Origin of the sequence: Hyalangium versicolor, from assembly GCF_020103695.1 — a bacterium.
Lineage (GTDB): Bacteria > Myxococcota > Myxococcia > Myxococcales > Myxococcaceae > Hyalangium > Hyalangium versicolor.
The window spans coordinates 392,798-412,181 of sequence record NZ_JAHXBF010000010.1 but is presented as its reverse complement, the minus strand read 5'-3'; the positions used below and the strand labels follow the sequence as shown (position 1 = coordinate 412,181).

Here is a 19,384-nt window from a genome sequence, read left to right as displayed (position 1 = left end):
GCTTCTGCCTAGTTCACCTTCACCGTGACGGCCGTGGAGGTCGTCACGGTGCCCGCCGAGTCGTAGGCCTTGGCCGTCAGGGTGTGATTTCCCCTGGCGGCGCTCAGCAGATTCCAGCTCACGCTGTAGGGCGCGGTGGTGTCCGTGCCCAGCACCGAGGCTCCGTCGTAGAAGACCACCTGTGCCACTCCCACGTTGTCGCTCGCGCTGGCGCTCACCGTGGTGCTCAGGAGCAGCACTGACAGCGTTGCCCCGTTCGCGGGCGAGGTGATGGCCACCGTCGGCCCCGTGTTGTCCACGGTGATCGTGACTTCCGCGGACTGCGCCACGTTGCCTGCCGCGTCGTAGGCTCGCGTGTTCAGCGTCACGCTTCCATCGGCCACGGTGGTGCTGTCCCAGTTCACCGTGTACGGCGCCGCGCTCGCCGTGCCGATCAGCGTCGAACCTGCGTAGAACTCCACCGCCGTGACGCCCACGGTGTCGCTCGCCGTGGCGTTGACTGAAACCATCCCTCGGATCCGGGCGTTCTGCGCAGGCCCGCTGATCGCCGTGGTGGGCGCGGTGTTGTCCACCGTCACGTTCGCTCCCACGGAGGTGCGGACATTGCCCGCGCCGTCATAGGCCTTCACCGTCAGCGTGTGGGCTCCGTCCGCCGCGCCCAGGGTGTTCCAGCTCACCGCGTAGGGTGAGGCGGCGGCTGTGCCGATCAGCATCGTGCCGTCGTAGAACTGCACCTTCGTCACCCCCACGGTGTCGCTGGCCGAGGCCGTGAGCACCACACTGCCCTTCAGCAGTGTTCCCGGCGCGGGCGAGGTGAGTGCTGCGTCCGGCAGCGTGTTGTCCGCGCTCACTGCGACCGAGCTCGAGGTTCCCACGTTGCCCGCACCGTCGTAAGCCTTCGCCATCAGCGAGTGGCTTCCATCCGCCACGGTGGTGCTGTTCCAGCTCACCGCGTACGGCGCCGTGGTGGCTGTCCCAAGCAATGCCCCGTCCAGGTAGAAATCCACCTTCGTCACGCCCACGTTGTCGCTGGCCGTGGCGCCGACCAGGACGGCTCCCTGGACCTGGGCGTTTCGCGCCGGAGTGCTGATGGACACGGACGGCACGAGGTTGTCGACGGTCACCTCTACCGACGCGGAGGTGCGCGTATTGCCCACGGCGTCGTAGGCCTTCGCCGTCAGCGTATGGGCTCCCCCCGCCGTGCTGCCGGTGCTCCAGCTCAGCGTGTAGGGCGCAGCGGTGGAGGTCCCGAGCAGCGTCGTGCCGTCATAGAACTCCACCTTCGTCACCCCCACGGTGTCGTTGGCCGTGGCCGACAACGTCACGGGGCCTCGCAGGAACGAACTCTGCGCCGGAGCGGTGAGCGCCACTCCCGGTGGCGTGTTGTCCACCGTCACCGCCACCGCCGAGGAGGTCCCCACGCGGCCGTTGCTGTCGTAGACCTTCGCCATCAGCGAGTGCTCCCCGTCCGCCGCGGACGTCGTGTCCCAGCTCCAGGTGTAGGGGGCGCTGGTCACGGTGCCCAGCAGCGCCGTGCCGTCGTAGAACTCCACCTTCGCCACCGTCGCGTTGGTGGCCACCGTCGCGGTGAGGGAGACCGTGCCGCGCACCAGCGCGTTGGTGGCCGGCGCGGTCAGCGTCGCCACCGGGTCCGTCGCCACCGCGAACACCAAGTCGTCCACTTCGTTGTAATAGCCGCCGTTGCACGGCGAGCCAGTGCCGCTCCCGGGCGCCAGGAACTGAGCCCGCACCGCTTGCAAGCCTCCCAAGGGCAGGTCGTACTCCGTCGAGAGGACCATCGGCTTGAGCGCGCTCACCGTGAACGTCTTCAGGTTCGTCCATGTGGGGCTGGTGGCGTTGCTCGCTGCGTACAGCTCGATCGTCACCATCGAGCTGCTGGCGAAGCTCACGTAGGCGTCGATCCGCACGCGCTGGCCCTGCGCGAAGGGCGCTCCGTTGATGCTGGTCACCTTCAGCCGGTCGATCTGCCCGTACACGGTCCCTCCCGGCCCATCACTGCAACTGCGGTTGAGCGAGTTGGGCGTATGGGACTCGGTGGTGTAACGGCCCTGCACCAGGTTCGTGGTGTCGCAGACGCTGTCGAAAGTGGTGCACGTGGGCACCTGCCGCGTGGCGTCGTATACGGCGCTGCCCGGCTGGTTCGCGTTCACTGTCACGGTGGTGCTCGGGGCCTGGTTGTTCGCCGCGTCATACGCTTTGGCGGTCAGCGTGTGGCTCCCGTTCCCCCACGAGCCGCTGTCCCAGTCGGCGCTGAAGGGCGCGGTCGTGTCCGTGGCCAGCAGCGCCCCGTCCACGAAGAAGTCCACCCGCGCCACCGTTTGATCATCCGTGGCGCTTGCCTGGAGCGTGACGACGCCGGACACCGTGGCTCCGCTCTCCGGTGAGGTGATGGCCACCGTGGGGGCCATGCGGTCCACCAGCACGGTCACCGCCGTGGAGGTGGCCACGGTGCCGTAGATGTCCGTGGCCCTGGCCGCCAGCGTGTGGCTGCCATTGCTTGCCGTCAGCGTGTCCCAGCTCAAGCTGTACGGGAGCGTCGTGTCGGTGCCCAGCACGCTGCCATCCAGCAGGAACTCGACCTTGCTCACCCCGGAGGTGTCGCTCGCGCTCGCCGAGATCGTCACCGCCCCGGCCAGGGTCGTACCGCTGCTGGGCCAGGTGATCGACACCGTGGGAGGCGTGAGCTCGGGCACTGCGTTCACCGTCACCGGTGCCGAGATCCCCACGTTCCCCACTGCGTCGTAGGCTCTGGCGCTCAGCGTGCGCTGACCGGCCGTGCTCCCCGGTATCCATCCGCAGACGAAGGGCGCCACGCTGTCCGTGCAGATCCGAGCACTGCCTTCGTAGAACTCGACCTTGGTGACTCCCACGTTGTCCGTGGCGTCCGCGGTGATGGTCACCGTTCCCGTCACCCGGTCACCCGCGGCGGGAGCGCTGATCGAGACGGCCGGGGCCGTCTGGTCGTTGTCCGCCGTCACCGTGACGGGCGCCGAGTCCCCCGCGTTCCCGGCCAGATCGCGCGCCCGAGCCGTCAGGGTGCGCGGGCCGTTGGGGCCGTTCCGGCTGTTCCACGTCACGCTGTAAGGAGGCGCGGTCGCCGTGCCGATCGGCGTCTGCCCGTCGTAGAAGTCCACCGCCACCACGCCGAAGTTGTCGCTCGCCGTGGCCGTCAGCGTTACGGTCGTTCCGCTCACCGTCACTCCGTCGGCCGGAGCGGTGAGCGTGGCCATCGGAGGCACCGTGTCCGTCTCCTGGCCCACCGCGAAGGCCACGTCGTCGCGATCGGTGAACGGAGCGTTGGTTCCCTGGTTGCAAGGCTGATTGCCCACAGCGAATCCGAAGACGGCTCGCACCGCCTGCAGGCTGCCCGCTGGCAACACGTACTCCGCCGAGAGCGTCTGCGCGTTGTAGCTCGTGGGCTTCAGGGTGGTGAGGTACGTCCAGGACGGGTGCGTCGCATCCGCTGTGGTGAACAGCGCCAGGGTGTCGTACTGCCAGGCGTTGGACTCGGGCATCACTTCCACCTCGATCCGGACCTTCTTCCCCGTCGCGAGGGCCGTGCCATCCTCCCGGAGCACCCGGATCCGATTGCTGTAGACCGTGGTGGAGTCCGTGCCGTCCACGCACCCGTCCAGCGTGTTGGGCGAGTGCAGCTCGTTGTTGCGCTTCCAGACCAGGTTCCGCGTGTCGCAGCGGTCCGTTACGGTGTCGCACCGAGGCACCTTCAACACCGAATCGTAGGAGGCGTTGCCCGGAGTGTTCGTCACCACGGTGAGTGGCGCGCTCCACGTCTGGTTGCCTCCCGAGTCGAAGGCGAGCGCGGCCAGTGTGTGGCTGCCGTTGAAGACGCTCGCCGAGTCCCAGGAGAAGGCGTACGGAGCCGTCGTGTCCGTGCCGACGAAGGCTCCATCCACGTAGAAGTCCACCGAGGGCATCCCCCGGTCGTCACTGGCGCTCGCCTCGAGGGAGACCGTGCCGCTCACGAAGTCTCCACTCGTGGGGGCGGTGAGCGTGACCTGCGGGGGGAAGAGATCGTTGTCCACGATCACGTGCGCGACGTTCGAAGCCGAGGCGTTGCCGGCCGCGTCGTAGGCCCAGGCCTGGATGACGTGCGGCCCGTTGGACACGGAGCGGGTGTTCCACTGCGTGATCCCCGAAGTGCCGTAGTAGACGGATTGGCCATCCACGGTGATGCTGATGCCCTTCACTCCCTTGTTGTCGCTGGCTCTGGTGGAGAGCCAGGCGTACTGGCTCAGCGTCGCACCCTCCGCGGGCGCCGTGAGCGTGACCTGCGGCGGCTCGTGATCATTGTCGACGGTGATGTGCACTGGCGCCGAGAACGTCACTTGCCCCGCAGCGTCATATGCCCGCGCCGTGAAGGTGTGGGGCCCGTTGGGCTGTGTCCAGCTGTCCCAGAGCACGTCATAGGCGGAGTAGGGCGTGCGGTAGCTGGTCGAGATCAGCGTGTCCCCGTCGTACACCTCCACGCGCTGCACCCCGAAGTTGTCGCTCGCCATCACGGTGAGGGAGGTTCGGCCCGTTATCGTTGCTCCCTCCTGGGGATAGGTGATGCTCACGGTGGGCGGCTCGGCGTCCACCTCCTGCGGCCCCACCGAGATGACCAGATCATCGTGGTCATTGAGTGGCCCCGGCACGCAGGCCGAGTTGTTTCCCGCTCCCGAGCGGTACACGCCCCGGAGGATGTGCCTGCCGCTGGCTGGTAGCAGGTAGGTCGTGGAGAGGATCTGAGAGCCCCCGCTGTTCGGCGTCAGGGTGTCGATGCGCGTCCAGGTGGGGTTGCTCACGTCGGATGCGACGTAGAGGTCCAGCGCCTCCAGAGCGGCGTTCGTGCTCGCGGTGACGGTGGCCAGGACCCTCACCTCCTTGCCTGGAGAGAAGGGCGTGCCATCGCTCCGCGTCACGACGAGCCGCTCCAGCGAGGGGCTCGCGCGGTAGGTGCCATCCGTCCCATCGGCGCACGAGCCTCCCACCGTGTTGGGCGCGTGCAGCTCCGGGCCCATGCTCCCTCGCCCCGCAAGCAGCTCCATCGTGTCACACCTGCTGCCCACCGCCGTGCACACGGGTGCTCCCAGCGTGGCGTCATACGTGGCGTTCTGCACGTTCTGGATCGTCACGCTCACCGCGTTGCCCGTCGCCTGGTTGCAGTTGCTGTCATACGCCCGGGCGCTGAGCACCGCCGGACCGTTGCTCGCCGTGGAGCTGTCCCAGGTCAACTGGTAGGGCGGCGCGGCCACCGAGCCGATCATCCGGTTCCCCAAGAAGAACTCCACCGCCGGGGTGCTCGCGTTGTCCGATGCCGTGGCGCTCAAGGTCACCGGGCCGCTCAGCGAGGCACCCGCCGAAGGCCCCGTGAGCACCACCTGCGGCGCTGTCACGTCGCTGCCGGTGCAGCTCTGCGTGTACAGCAGCAGGTTCGTCGTGTTGGTGCCGGGATAGGCCACCTTCGGGGAGGCCTGGCGGAGGATCTCTGCCTTGAGCTGCTCGGGGGTGGCCTGGGGATGACGCTCCAGGATGAGTGCCGCCGCACCCGCCACGTGCGCGCCCGCCAGCGAGGTGCCGTCGATGGTTCCCCATGAGGTATCGCTGTTCCCAAAGTCCGAGAGGATGTTCTGGCCGGGTGCGAAGAGGTCCACGCACGGCCCGTAGTTGGAGAAGTCGGCTCGCAGGTCCAGGCCGGAACCCTGGGTGGCTGCCGCCACCACCATCGGAGAGGACGGGGTTCGGGGAGCAAAGTTGTAGCAGACGTCCTTGTTCCCGTTGCCCACCGCGAGCACGTAGAAGATGCCGGCATTGATGGAGCGGGCGATCGCCGCGTTCACGGACTCCAGCCCGTCGTAGCTCAGGCTCAGGTTGGCCACCGCTGGCTTCACATGGTTGGCGGTAATCCAGTCGATGCCCGCGATCAGTTGGGAGGCGGAGGCCAGCCCCTGGGAGTTCAGCACTCGCACGGAGTGCAGGAACACTCCCTTGGCCACTCCATACTTCGCGCCGCCGATCGTGCCCGCTACCGCCGTGCCGTGGCTCCCGATGTCCGAGCCGTACGAGTCCGGCAGGGTGTTGAAGCCCTCGAGCACCCGCCCTCCGAAGTCCCCATGCGTGGCGCGGATGCCCGAGTCGAACACGTAGACGTGCACCCCGTTGCCGGTGGCGTCGTAGCTGTACGCCTGGTCCAGTGCCGTCGCCTGCTGGTCGATCCGGTCCAGTCCCCAGGTCGGGTAGGACTGCACGCTCTGGGCGGAGATCTCGTTGTCCTCCTCCACGTAGCGCACGCGCGGATCGTTGCTGAGCCGGATCGCCTGCGCCTCCGTCATCGTCGCCGAGAAGCCCTGCAACGCCTGGGAGTAGATGTGGTCCACGGCGGCGCCATGGAGCCCGGAGAGCTGTTGCACCAGCCCCTCCGCCTTCGTTCCGGCCAGGGCCTTCTCGTCCAGCACCACGATGTAGCGGCTCGGCACCGCCTTGCGGCTCTTCAGCAGTCGGCTCCCCGCCACGAAGGACTTCGCCGTCGTCATCGAGCCCGAGGCTGCTGCCTCATTTGCCCGCTCCAGAGAGGACTGCTCGCAGGAGGCGAGCACCAGTCCAGCTACGAGCAGCGTCACCAGGGTCCGCATGAATCTCCCCCACAGGGTCGAAAACCGCTTCCTGGTGAATTGAAGAATTCCGGGATGGCTGGATCGCTCCTCGTGAACGAAAGGGATACCTCCTGAGCGAAGTGCCTGGAATCCTTGGGGTTTGCCTGGCGGGGCCGAGGCCCACTCCTGAACCAGTCAGGAGTGGCGAGGGCCTCTTCTGCCTAGTTCACCTTCACAGTGACGGCCGAGGAGGTCGTGACGTTGCCGGCCGAGTCGTAGGCCTTGGCGGTCAGAGTGTGAGTCCCCCTGGCTGCACTCAGCAGGTTCCAGCTCACGCTGTAGGGGGCCGTGGTGTCCGTGCCCATCACAGAGGCTCCGTCGTAGAAGACCACCTGCGTCACTCCCACGTTGTCGCTCGCACTGGCGCTCACCGTGGTGCTCAGGAGCAGCACTGACAGCGTCGCTCCGTTCGCAGGCGCGGTGATGGCCACCGAGGGGGCCATGTTGTCCACGTTCGCCGTGATCAACGCCGAGCGCGTGACGTTGCCCGCGATGTCGTAGATCTCCGCGTAGATCGTCGCGCTGCCGTTGGGCTGGCCCGTCGTGTCCCAGCTCGCCGTGTATGGCGCCGTGGTGTCCGTGCCAACCAGCACCGAGTTCACCCAGAACTCCACCCGCGCGACTCCCTTGTTGTCGCTGGCGGTGGCGCTGAGCTGCGCGACTCCGCGCACCTGCGCTGGTGCACTCACGGTCCCCGTTGGCCGGGTGTTGTCCACGATCACCGTCACGGGCGCCGAGGTCGTCACATGGCCGGCGCCGTCGTAGGCCTTGGCCGTCAGCGTGTGGGGGCCCTCCGGCAGGCTCTCGACGTCCCAGCCCAACGAGTAGGGCGCGGTGGCGTCCGTGCCGATCAGCGCTGTGCCGTCGGAGTAGAACTCCACCTTGGTCACCCTCACGTCGTCGCTGGCCGTCGCCGTCAGCGTGGGGATGAGCGCCACCTGCTGGTTGTTCGTCGGCGAGGTCAGCTCCACCGTCGGCGGAGTCGTGTCCGGCACCGCGTTCACCGCGAAGGCCATGTCATCCCGGTCATCGTGGCCCGCAGTGCTGCCGCTGTGGCACGGCATGGAGCCGCTGCCGACGGTGCGGATCTGGACTCGCACCGCCTGTAGGGTGCCCACCGTCAGGTTGAACTGCGTGGACAGCGTTTGCAGCCCCGTCGCGCTCGGCACCAACGTGGTGAGGTAGACCCACGAGGGGTGCGCCGCGTCGCCCGTGTAGAACACGTCGAGCTGATCCCCGGAGTGGTAATCATCCGAGAGGGAGACGATCATCGCGTCCACGTCCAGCCGAACGAGCTTGCCCTCCGTGAAGGTCGTCCCCTCGAGCGCCGTCAGCCTGAGCCGGTTGATCTGCTCGTCCGGGTTGGAGACGGGGAGCGTCCCGTCGGCACACCCATCGAGCGTGTTGGAGGCGTTGCGCTCGGTGCTGCTCCGGCCCGTCACCAGGTTCATGGTGTCGCAGACGGCGCCCGCAGTGGTGCACCGAGGCGCATGGAGCACGGCGTCGTAGGTCGCTCGTTGGGGCTGGTCGATGCTCACCGTCACCGGAGCGCTCGTGGTGACGTGGCCCGCGGCATCCCGTGCCCGGGCTGTCAGCGTGAAGCTGCCGTTGCCCTCTTGGGTGGTGTCCCAGGCCAGGGTGAACGGGGGCGCCGTGACGCTGCCCAGCAGAGACCCATTCGCCAGGAAGTCCACCGCGGTGACTCCCACGTCGTCCGAGGCGCTGGCCTGCAGCAAGAGCACTCCCACCGTGTTCGTGCCGCTGGCCGGCGAGGTGAGCGCCACGGTGGGCGCCGTGGTGTCGTTGAAGACCGTGATGGTGATGGGATCCGAGATGGCCACGTTCCCCGAGGGGTCCGTCGCCCATGCGGTCAGCGTGTGCGAGCCGTTGGTGACGGACAGGGTCTGCCAGGTGAAGACGAACGGCGGGTTGTAGACGGTGCTCTGCACGTTCCCATCCACGAGGAGCTTCACCTGGGGCACTCCGCTGCTGTCCCACGCGCTCGTCTGGACGCTCACCGTCCCGGACACTTGAGCCCCGTTCGTAGGCGAGGTGATGGAGACGAGGGGCGCGGTGCTGTCGTTGACCACCGTCACGCTGACGGTTGGCGTGGTGGAGACGTTGCCGTTGACGTCCGTGGCTCGCGCCTCCAGGGTGTGGCCGCCGTTCAACGACTTCTTCGTGTCCCAGTAGAATCGGAAGGACGGAGGGCTGGGGAACGCCAGGGTTTCCGTGTCGGCCACCACGCCGTCCACGAGGAACTCGACCTTTCGGATCCCCATGTCGTCCGTGGCGGTGGCCGTCACCGTCACGGTGCCCGTGAGCGTGGCGCCAGCGGCCGGTGCGGTGAGCGCCACGGTGGGAGGCGTGGTGTCGCGCGCCACCGTCACCGTCACCGGTGCCGAGGTTCCCACGTTGCCCGCCGCGTCGTAGGCCTTGACGCTCAGCGTGTGCGCGCCGGTGGCCTCCGCAGACGTGTCCCACGTGAAGGAGCAGGGCGCGTAGCCGCAGGAGGCGAACAGCCGGGTGCCGTCGTAGAACTCGACCTTGGAGACGCCCCGGTCGTCCGAGGCGCTCGCGGAGACCGACACCCGCCCGATCAAGGTCGCTCCCTGCGCTGGCGAGGTGAGGGCGACCGTGGGCGCCGTGAAGTCGTTGTTCACCGTCACCGTCACCGGCGCCGAGGCCCCCACGTTGCCAAACGAGTCGCGGGCCTGGGCCGTCAGCGTGTGAGTGCCGTTCCCGCTGCTGCTCCGGGTGGCCCAGGACACGCTGTACGGCGCCGAGGTGTCCGTGCCGATCAGCGTCTGCCCGTCGTAGAAGTCCACCTGCGTCACGGTGCCGTCGTCGCTCACCGCCGCGTTCACCTGGACGGTCTCTTTCACCGTGGCACCGCTGGCCGGAGCGCTGATGGACACCGTGGGCGGGGTGGTGTCCGTGAACACGGGGAACACCAGGTCATCGTGATCGTCGAAGCCGCCCGTGCTGCACGGAGAGGTGCTGCCGTAACTGCGGAAGTTGGCGCGCACCGCCTGCAGCGAACCCGCTGGCAGCGTATAGCCGGCCGAGAGCCACTGAGAATCGGGCCACGAGGGCCGCAGCGTGGTGAGGTACGTCCACGAGGGGTGTAGCGCGTCCGCCGTGTAGTACAGGTCCAGTGAGTCCGCCTGGTAGCCCCGGCTGTAGGCCCACACGTTGACCATGAAGGTGACCCGCTTGCCGGCCACCATGGGCAGGCCATCGTTCGTGGCCACGCGGATGCTCTCGATGGACTCGAAATCGTGGTAGCTCACGCCGCCGTAGCCATCCATGCAGCCGTCCAGGGTGTTGGGGGCGTACAGCTCGGGACCCGAGTTTCCGCGCCCCCGCAGCAGGTCCAGGCTGTCACAGTAGGACCCCAGCGCGTTGCACCGCGGCGCCCCCAGGGTGGAGTCGTAGTCCGCGCTGCCGGGATTGCTCAGCGTCACCGACACCGGAGCGCTCGTCGTGGCGTTGCCCGCCGCGTCGTAGGCCTTGGCCGTCAGCGCGTAGGTGCCGTTGTGCAGCTTCCGCGTGTCCCAGTACCCGGTGAACGGAGCCGTGGTGGAGGTGGCGTCGATCCAGAAGTTGTTCGCGGAGAACTCCACGCGCGTCACGCCCCGGTCGTCGCTTGCGGAGACCTGGATGGTGACATTGTCCTTCAAGGTCGCCCCCGCCAAGGGCCAGTTGATCACGATCTGCGGCGGGGTGATGTCGTTGTCCACGACGATGCTCACCGTGCTCGGGGCCGAGACGTTGCCCGCCGGGTCCACCGCCGTGGCGCTCAGGGTGTGCATGCCGTTGGACACCGAGCGGCTGCTCCAGCTCACCCGGTACGGCGAGCTGGTGGCGCTCCCCAGCAAGGTGCCATCCACGAAGTAGTCCACGCGCGTCACCACGGTCCAGTTGTCGCTGGCGCTGGCCGTGAGGGAGACGAGTTCGCTCACGGTCGCTCCGCTCGCGGGGCTGGTGATCGACACCTGCGGCGGGGTGTGATCGTTGTCGACGGAGACATGCACCACGCGTGAGGTGGAGACGTTGCCCGCCGCGTCGTAGGCGCGCGCGGTGAGATCGTACAGATCGTTGGGCAGGCTCCTTGTGTCCCAGGTGAAGGAGAAGGGAGCGCGCTCGTCCGTGGCGAGGAGGCTCGAGCCGACATAGAGCTCCACGCGCTGCACGCCGAAGTTGTCACTGGCCGAGGCGGTCACGGTGACGACGCCGCTCACCCCGGTGTAGCCGACCTCGGTGCCTCCGTCGTCCGGCGTGGAGCTGCCGCTCGTGGGCGAGGTGATGACCACGCTCGGGGGCGTGGCGTCCGTCTCCGAGCCCACCGCGAGGAGTAGATCGTCGTGGTCGTTGAGAGAGCCGGGAGCGCAGGCTGCGGCCGTGCTTCCGCCCGAGCGGTACACGCCCCGGAGCGCCTGCAGCCCACCCGCCGGGAGCAGGTACGTGGTGGACAGCGCGCGGATGCCGCTGCCCGGCGGCGTCAGCGTGCCCAGCAACGTCCAGGTGGGGTTGATCGCGTCCGGTGCCAGGTAGAGATCCAGCGCCTCCTGGGCGTAGCTGGTGCTCGCATACACGGTGGCCTGCAGTGTCACTTCCTTGCCCGTCGCGAACGCCGTGCCGTCGCTGCGGAAGAGGACGAGGCGATCCAGCGAAGGGCTGGAGTGGTAGGTGCCGCTCGTGCCGTCCGCGCACGAGCCGCTCACCGTGTTGGGCTGGTGCGGCTCGGGACCGACGGGGCCTCGTCCGTCCAGCAGTTCCACCGAGTCACACTTGTTGCCCGCGGTGTCACAGATGGGGGCGCCTCGCATGGTGTCGAACGCCGCGTTGCCGGCGTTCTGGATCGTCACATCCACCGGCGCACTCACGCCCTGGTTGCACGCTGCGTCATAGGCCCGAGCCGTCAGCGTGCCCGAGCCGTTGCTGAGGTTGGCGCTGTTCCACGTCAACTGGTAGGGCGCCGTGGAGGTCGTGCCGATCAAGCGGGTGCCCAGGAAGAACTCGACACGGGTGACGCCCACGTCGTCCGAGGCCGTGGCGCGCAGCGTCATCGTGCCGATGAGCATCGTTCCCGAGGAGGGCGAGGTGAGGGCGGCCTGAGGAGGCGTGGAGTCCGTCCCCGTGCAGACGACCGCCTGGTGCCGCTCCGAGTCTTCGGCGGTGGAGTCTTCCAAGGGGGGCTCGCACGAAGCGAGCACCAGTCCTGCCACAAGCAGTGTCACCAGAATCCGCATGGTCTTCCCCTTGAGGGCCAGAGCAGCTTTCTGGTGTATTGAAGTAATTCAGGAATATTGGATCATGTCACTCCCAGGCCACCATCGGAACGGGACTGCCACGGCGCATGAGCGGATGAAGGTGCGCTGCTCGTGCAACGCGGGCCACCTGCTCCGTGAGTTTGCCTTGGATGGCTTCGGTGTTGCCGCGTGTCCGGCTTCTCGTCGAGCATCTGAGCGCTGCGTACGCCGAGATCGAGCAGAGCGCCTGATCGGAGGCTCATCGGAGACCACTCGGGGGGCTCACTCCCCGCACACGTCGGCAGCTCTTGCTGACTCCCGAAAGTAGCTCGGGAGTTTGACGCCGATCCCGAGCAGTACCAAGAGCGAGAGCGACACGCCGAGGAGCCTGGAGCCTGAGCTCCGCCGTAAGGCGAGGTAGCCGAATCCGAGCAGACCCCCGAGGAAGATCACAGTGGCTGGGAAGAGGAAGAGTCCACTGATGAGGAGGGCGTCGCAGTCGAAGGGCAACTGCTCGGGGAGGACCCCGTCACTCTCCATCCATGTGTACTCGTTCAGCGGGAGGAGCAGGCCGATGAGGGCGACGGGCATCGCGAGGCACAGGAAGACCAGGGCCAAGGCTTCGACTATCCACCCAAGCGGTCGTGCACGGGGCATCGTGTTCCTCCCGACTGGGTAGCAGCATACCTCGTCCCAGGCCTCCCCATTGCTCCGGGGGCAGTAGCCCTCGACATCCGCTACCGCTGCAGGAGGTCCCGTCCGATGGCCTGCTGGGCGTTGAACGTCTGCGGAATCGTGGCTGGAGACTGGTGCGTCCACATTCCGAAGTTGAGGAGCCCGTAGATGCGCGGATCGCTGCGCGCCAGGTCGTAGTACTCCCAGTTCGCGCGGGCGAGCGCCGCGTCGCTGGGGTACGCGTTGGTGAGGAACGACTGCGGCACCAGCCAGAGCTTCTGGGACGGGCTCAACGTGGCACGCAGCGTGTTGAGGTAGCTCACCACTTCAGACATCGAACCGTAGTGGTCGAACCCCACCCAGTCCGCGCGAGCCGGGGTGACGAGGGTGGGCGACAGCGAGGGCACCGCGTGGACCACCATCACGGGGATGGAGGGGAAGGTGTTCTTGAGGGTGTTCACGCACGTCTCCAGATCCTGCACGCTCACCCCGACCCAGTACGGCTCGTCGATGACATAGAAGCCGCCCACGCTCCCCAGGTAGGGGGTGATGGCGGTGACGAGCTGGTTCCAAGCCTGCACGTAGTCCGGGCGCAGCGTGGAGCCGTTGAAGAACTGCCAGCGCGTCTCCAGCAGGCACTTCACCCCACGTGCGGCGCACAGGACCAGATCCTCGGGGCGCTGGACGAAGTTGAGGTTGGTATGGGCCGTCACCTCGTCCAGGTGCGAGCCATAGTTGCTGGATTGGGCCCAGTAGTAGCCGTACTGCTTCAGGTGGCTCACCACCGGGGAGACCGCCACGTCATCGAAGCGGGCGACCTGCCCCTCGGTCAGATACGCGCCCAGGTACAAGTACGCCGAGGAGGGGAGCGCGCCAGGGCCGCTCAGAGGGGCGGAGAAGGAGGTGCCGTTGACGGTGCCGAGCACCTGCCCGTCCCGCACGGAGAGGCTCACCGCGTACGTGTCAGCAGGGGGAACGGACCCCGGAGTCACGGTCATCTGCTGGCCGTTGTCATAGATGGCCAGTCCGCCGTTGGAGCGGATGAGGAACCCGAAGTCGATGTCCGTGTTGCTGATGTAGCCGCTGGAGGACGAGGTGCCGCCGAGCATGACGGACACCCAGTTGAAGTTGTCGCGGGCGTCAGAGACGACGGGCTCGGTGACGAAGGAGAGGCGGAAGGCTCCCGAGGCATCTCGTGAGACGGGCTTGTCCAGGCGCAGCGCCGAGACCTGGCCATGGAAGGACAGCGTGTTCGGGTGCCAGATGTGGTTGACCTGGGCCCACCAGATGCTGGGAGGGGGCGCGGGATACCAGAGGCCCGGCACACGGGTGTACGTCGCGGGGGCCAGCGAGCCGGACTGCCGGTTCGCGAGGTTGTCGTTGAGGCCCGTGTCGATCGAGTTGTTGGCGCCGTTGAAGTTGTCCCGGAACTGCTCGACGGGAACCACGGCTTGATCCTGCGATGCCAGTGCCGTCGACTCAGGTTCCACCTCGAAAGAGCCACACCCGCACAGCCACAGTGCCACCATCCAGCGCATTCGCGTCATCCGCATAAGTGCTCCCCGACGAGGAGGCAGCCGTCATGGCCACCCCTTTTCGGCGGAGTCCTATCAGGGAGGCGCTCTCTCCAGACAGCTTCGAACCAGGGCTCGAGGGCCCGCTTGCTCTTGGAGGAAGCGGAGTGCGGCTCGTGCCGAGCCAGCTCACGCCGTCTTCTTCTCCCTCAGCTCGCGGCGCAGGATCTTCCCCACGTTCGTCTTCGGCAGCTCGGAGCGGAACTCGATGTGCTTCGGACGCTTGTAGCCCGTCAGTCGCTCCTTGCAGAACGCCCTCACGGTTTCCTCGGTCAGAGATGGGTCGCGCTTGACGATGAACAGCTTGACGACCTCGCCCGAGTGCTCGTCTGGCACGCCGATAGCGGCCACCTCCAGCACTCCCGGACATTCGACAACCACGCCCTCGATCTCATTTGGGAAGACGTTGAAGCCGGACACCAGGATCATGTCCTTCTTGCGGTCGACGATCTTCGTGTAGCCGCGCTCGTCCATGACGCCGACGTCGCCTGTCTTCAGGAAGCCGTCCGGGTACATCACCCGGGCTGTCTCCTCTGGTTGCTTCCAGTAGCCGGCCATCACCTGTGGACCGCGGATGCAGATCTCTCCGGGCTGGCCGAGCGGCACGGGCTGGCCGTCATCGTCGCGGAGTTCGAGCTCGGTGGACGGCAGGGGCAGACCGATGGTGCCCGAGAACTTGTCGGAGTCCGTCGGGTTGCAGGTCACGCTCGGAGAGGTCTCCGAGAGTCCGTATCCCTCGATGATGGGACACTTCGTGCGCTCCAGCCATCTGCGAGCGACTGCCTCCTGCACCGCCATGCCGCCGCCGTTGGCCACTCGCAGACTGGAGAAGTCCACCGTGTCGAACTCGGGGTGGTTGAGCATCGCGGTGTAGAGCGTGTTGACGGCGGGGAGCATGTGGAACTTCCACTTGCGGATGTCCCGGATGAAGCCGCCGATGTCACGCGCATTGGGAATCAGGAGGGCCATGCCGCCGCTGCGCATGACCAGCAGGCAGCACACCGTGAGCGCGAAGATGTGGTACATCGGCAGCGCGGCAATGTGGATGACCTGATCGATCGGCGCGCCCTTGCGCAGCGAGGGCTGCATCCACGCCTCGGACTGGAGCACGTTGGAGACGACGTTGCGATGCAGCAGGGTCGCTCCCTTGGACACGCCCGTGGTTCCGCCGGTGTACTGGAGGAAGGCGATGTCATCGGGCTTCAGCTCCACGGGCTTGAGGGACAGGTTCTTTCCCTCCGCCACGGCCGTGTTGAAGCGGGTGCTCCCGGGCAGCGACCAGGCCGGCACCATCTTCTTCACGTTGCGCACGACGAAGTTGACGAGCATGCCCTTCACGCCGCCCAGCAGGTCGCCCATGCTGGCCACCACCACGTGGCGGATCGGCGTCTTGTCCAACACCTTCTGAAGGGTGGTCGCGAAGTTCTCGAGGATGATGATGGCCTCGGCTCCGCTGTCCTTGAGTTGGTGCTCGAGCTCGCGCGGGGTGTAGAGCGGATTGACGTTGACCACGATGTAGCCCGCGCGCAGCACCGCCGCCAGCGCGACGGGGTACTGCAGGATGTTGGGCATCATGAGGGCGACCCGTGACTGTGGTGCCAGCCCGCGCGATTGGAGCCACGCGCCGAGCTGGCGCGACAGGCGGTCCACCTCTCCATAGGTCAGCGCCTTGTCCATGCAGACGAAGGCGCGATGTGAGGAGTACTTCTGGAAGGACTCCTGCAACAGGTCCACGAGGGACCGGTACTCACGCGGATCGATCTCGCTCGGCACACCCGTCGGGTAATGCTTCAGCCACACCTTCTCCATCAGCACTCTCCTGGGCGGAAGTCGTGACGCGATCGTAGCCGATGCTCGCGCCAGGCACTGCATTTCCGATGCCCAAAGCCCTGCCTCCCAGGTGCGTCGCATCTGAAGGGAGCTGGGAGGGGGGACGTTCAGTCCTCGGCTCGTTCGCGTACGCCGCGGGTGGTACAGCCCCGCCAAGGCCCTCCTCATAGGGTGCCGCCCGCTTGCCTGGCCGCTTCACTCCCAGTGGCAGCCGTCAGGCACTCCGTGAGGAAGCCATGTCAAAGTCAAAACCCTTTCGTACCCTGCTGGTCGTAGTGTGGGCTGTGTCTGTTCTCGGGACAGGCTGTGGTGACTCTGATCCCCCACCGTCTTCCTGCTCCACCGGCCAACAGTGTGGCGGCGTCTGCGTCGACACGCAGAGCTCCCTCCAGCACTGCGGCGGCTGTGACCAGGCCTGTTCCGCCGGCCAGGTCTGTAGCCAGGGCGCGTGCAAGTCCCAATGCGCGCAGGGGCAGACGGAGTGCGGTGGCACCTGCGTCGACACGCGGAGCAACGTCTCGAACTGCGGCAGTTGTGGCACCGCCTGCTCTGAGAGCCAGGTGTGCAAGGACGGCGGTTGTGTCCTGGCGTGCTCTGAGGACCAGGAGGTGTGTGGAGGCACGTGTGTCGATACGAAGAGCAGCTCGGAGCACTGTGGCGGCTGCAACCAGGCCTGCACTGGCGGCAAGGTGTGTGTGTCTGCCAACTGCGTCTCGCCGTGCCTGGAGGGCCAGGAGTGGTGTGGCGGAGCGTGCGTCGATACGCAGAGCAACTCGCAGCATTGTGGCGGCTGCAACCAGGCCTGTACCGCAGGTCTGGAGTGTCGCGGGGGGAGTTGTGGCACTCCCTGCCCGCAGGGCCAGCGGGACTGCAATGGCACCTGCGTCGACACCGGGACGGATCCCCAGAACTGTGGCACCTGCGGTACGGCCTGCAATCCCGGCCATGTCTGCTCCTCGGGAACGTGTGGCGGCTGCCAGTCCGGGCTGACGAGCTGTGGGCAGTCCTGCATCGACACGCAGACGGATCCCCAGAACTGTGGAGTTTGCGGCAAGGCCTGCAGCTCGGGGCAGTCCTGCCTCCAGGGCGTCTGCAAGGTCGCCACCTCGTGCGCCAGCAGCCTCATTGCTCCCGTCAAGGACGCCTGGGACACTTCCTGGGATGGGCTCGAGCGAATCGCCAACACCTATGCCGCGGCGAAGCAGACCTGCGAGGGCCTGGGGGCGCGACTGCCCACGGCCTCTGAGCTGTTCCTCGTCAACGCGAAGCGGTTGGAGAACATCGGCGCGACTTCCACCAACTACCTCTGGTCGCTCGCACCGTACGGCCCCGCCACTCAGCACACGGTCCGGTTGAGCGACGGATTGACCTCCACCGCGGCCGTCAGTACCTCCGCCAAGCAGACCTACCGTTGCGTGTGTCCCTCCGCCTCCGCGCCGGAGTCCTTTTCGGGCAACGCGTGCTTCGGTTCGCCCGGAAAGGGGTGCTTCGCGCTCAAGGAGGGCGGCGGCCGGTACAACATGGACGGCGTGGATCGCCCGTTGCTCTCCAAGAATGGAGCAGTCTGGGAGTGCACCTATCAGCGCGCCCATCTGGCGGATTACGGCACCTACGTCGCCGCCATCGTGGCAGGCCTTCCGGGAGGCAACGCGAGCTGGTACCACACCGGAGACGATGCCCGCTCCAGCAAGGATGTCCTGATCAAGTGGACTGGCGTCCAGAAGTCCTGGATCGCCAGCGGCAACACCACCGCGAGCACGTTGACCGCCTCGCGGTCCTTCCGGTGCGTCGGCGTCAACTACGCCGCGGGCACTCACCCCAACACCGTGGTGGGCGAGTTCGTGGGGCTTCGGAGCGGCTACAAAGGCGAAGGGAGCAACCCGGTCCAGGCCGTGTGGGAGGTGGCTCACGACACGTGCTGGAACCGGGGCGGGCACCTGCCTCGCTCGACGGAGCTCGCGGCGTTGATCCAGGAGGGGCTGCCGAACGGTGACAACTCCTGGCTCTGGACCTCCGATCAGGCGGGCTACAACGGGACGCAATTCCTCGCGATGACCCTGCGGTGGTCGGGTTCGAACAAGCTCTTCGGCTATTACAACTCCGACTATGTGAGCACCGTCTACAAGACGGGGACCCCGCCGGATCGGCCCTTCCGCTGCATCTACTACCCGCTCGACGCGCAGTATGCCGGGCCTGCGGAGCAGAGCTGCCAGGGCGGGTGCATGCGCTTCCAGCTCTCGGGCGCTACACCGGCAGTCGTGTGGATGGACATGAAGGATCGGTCCCTGGCCACTCTCGAGGGCGCCATGTCCAGTTGTTCCGCGCTGGGCGGACGGCTCGCATCCTCCCGGGATCATACCGAGGCCATCCGCCACAGCCTGCCCAACGGGAGCGGCCAGTACCTGCTGACCTCGGACTTGACCTATGACGACCGCTCCACCACCCAGACTCCCGTCCCGTACGTGAGCATCCTGAAGTGGACGGCCGTCAACACGGGGTTCAACGATCAGTACTCCGCGTATTCCACCTGGGGGGTGATCCCGACCGCCACCGCGAGCACGCGGCCATACCGCTGCATGTGGACCAACGAGCTCCGCTGAGGGCGGGTGCTCGCCGGGAGCCCAGGCCGCCTCAAGTTCTCCAAGGGCCCTGACAAGAATGTCCGGGAAGAAGCGTCAGGGCCCGTTTCGTGTGTTGCCTGGGCGGGTGGTCCGCCCCTTGCTCTGACGCGTGGCTCCTCTTGAAAAGGACGGAGTCACGGATGAAGAACCTGTGTGTCCTGGCGGCCTGGCTCATCGCGGGAGCCGCATGGGCTGCGGAGCGTGAGCCCTCGCTGTCGCTCTGGATTCAGCCCCTGAGCGCGCTCACGCTCACCCCCCTCGCGGCCTCCGAGGGGAACACCTTCTTGATGGTGCCAGGGGGCGCGAACATTCCCTTGAGCCCCACCCAGGATCTGGTGCTCGAGATCACCCCCATCATGAGCCTCCAGGAGTGCGAGGGGCGGTGCAGCACATACGGCCTGTCCCTGGCCGTTGGCTCGTCGTGGACGGTCCTCCCGAACAATTCGGGAGGAGGCTTCTTCTTGCAGCCGAAGCTGGGGGGCGTGGTGGCCCGGGACTCTCGCGGGGGAGAGAACACCGAGACAGGAACGCAGCTCTCGCTGGGACTCGACCTGGGCTATCGCACGAAGCTCGGCCCCCTCTTCCTGGCGTTCGTCGGGGGAGGCAGTGTTGGCTGGGGATGGAACGTCCCGAGTTCGAGCCAGAGCGTTTTCTTCTCTCTCTGGGACTGGCCCGATCTCGCCCGAAGGGAGAACAAGGTCGTCTGGGATCTCAACCTCCACCTTCTCCGGATTGGCGCGAGCTTCTGAGGGTGG

7 protein-coding genes are annotated in these 19,384 nt (G+C 67.0%); 2 read left to right on the top strand and 5 right to left on the bottom strand.

Annotated features, from left to right (window positions below; genetic code table 11):
- Positions 1–8 precede the first annotated feature (8 nt).
- The 5 genes from KY501_RS22770 to KY501_RS22750 form a co-directional block, all read right to left on the bottom strand.
- Positions 9–6,653, bottom strand: coding sequence for an Ig-like domain-containing protein (locus KY501_RS22770; RefSeq protein ID WP_224365339.1), 6,645 nt, complete (start codon positions 6,651–6,653; stop codon positions 9–11).
- 182 nt (positions 6,654–6,835) lie between these two features.
- On the bottom strand, positions 6,836–11,929 hold the full coding sequence (locus KY501_RS22765; RefSeq protein ID WP_224365338.1) for an Ig-like domain-containing protein: 5,094 nt from the start codon (positions 11,927–11,929) through the stop codon (positions 6,836–6,838).
- Positions 11,930–12,211: 282 nt separating this feature from the next.
- Entirely contained in the window at positions 12,212–12,586 is a 375-nt protein-coding gene (locus KY501_RS22760; RefSeq protein ID WP_224365337.1) for a hypothetical protein, read from the bottom strand.
- A gap of 80 nt (positions 12,587–12,666) precedes the next feature.
- Positions 12,667–14,151 carry a hypothetical protein gene (locus KY501_RS22755; RefSeq protein WP_224365336.1) on the bottom strand — a complete coding sequence of 495 codons (1,485 nt, stop codon included), beginning with the start codon at positions 14,149–14,151 and terminating at the stop codon, positions 12,667–12,669.
- A 156-nt stretch (positions 14,152–14,307) separates the two neighbouring features.
- Positions 14,308–15,987, bottom strand: a complete 1,680-nt coding sequence (locus KY501_RS22750; RefSeq protein WP_224365335.1) for a long-chain fatty acid--CoA ligase — start codon at positions 15,985–15,987, stop codon at positions 14,308–14,310.
- A gap of 257 nt (positions 15,988–16,244) precedes the next feature.
- Between KY501_RS22750 and KY501_RS22740 the strand changes: the two genes are divergently transcribed.
- Positions 16,245–18,608, top strand: a complete 2,364-nt coding sequence (locus KY501_RS22740; RefSeq protein ID WP_255636740.1) for an MXAN_6577-like cysteine-rich protein — start codon at positions 16,245–16,247, stop codon at positions 18,606–18,608.
- Positions 18,609–18,769: 161 nt separating this feature from the next.
- Positions 18,770–19,378 (top strand): hypothetical protein, encoded by a 609-nt coding sequence (locus tag KY501_RS22735; RefSeq protein ID WP_224365334.1) that lies wholly within the window; start codon positions 18,770–18,772, stop codon positions 19,376–19,378.
- The last annotated feature ends 6 nt before the right edge of the window (positions 19,379–19,384 follow it).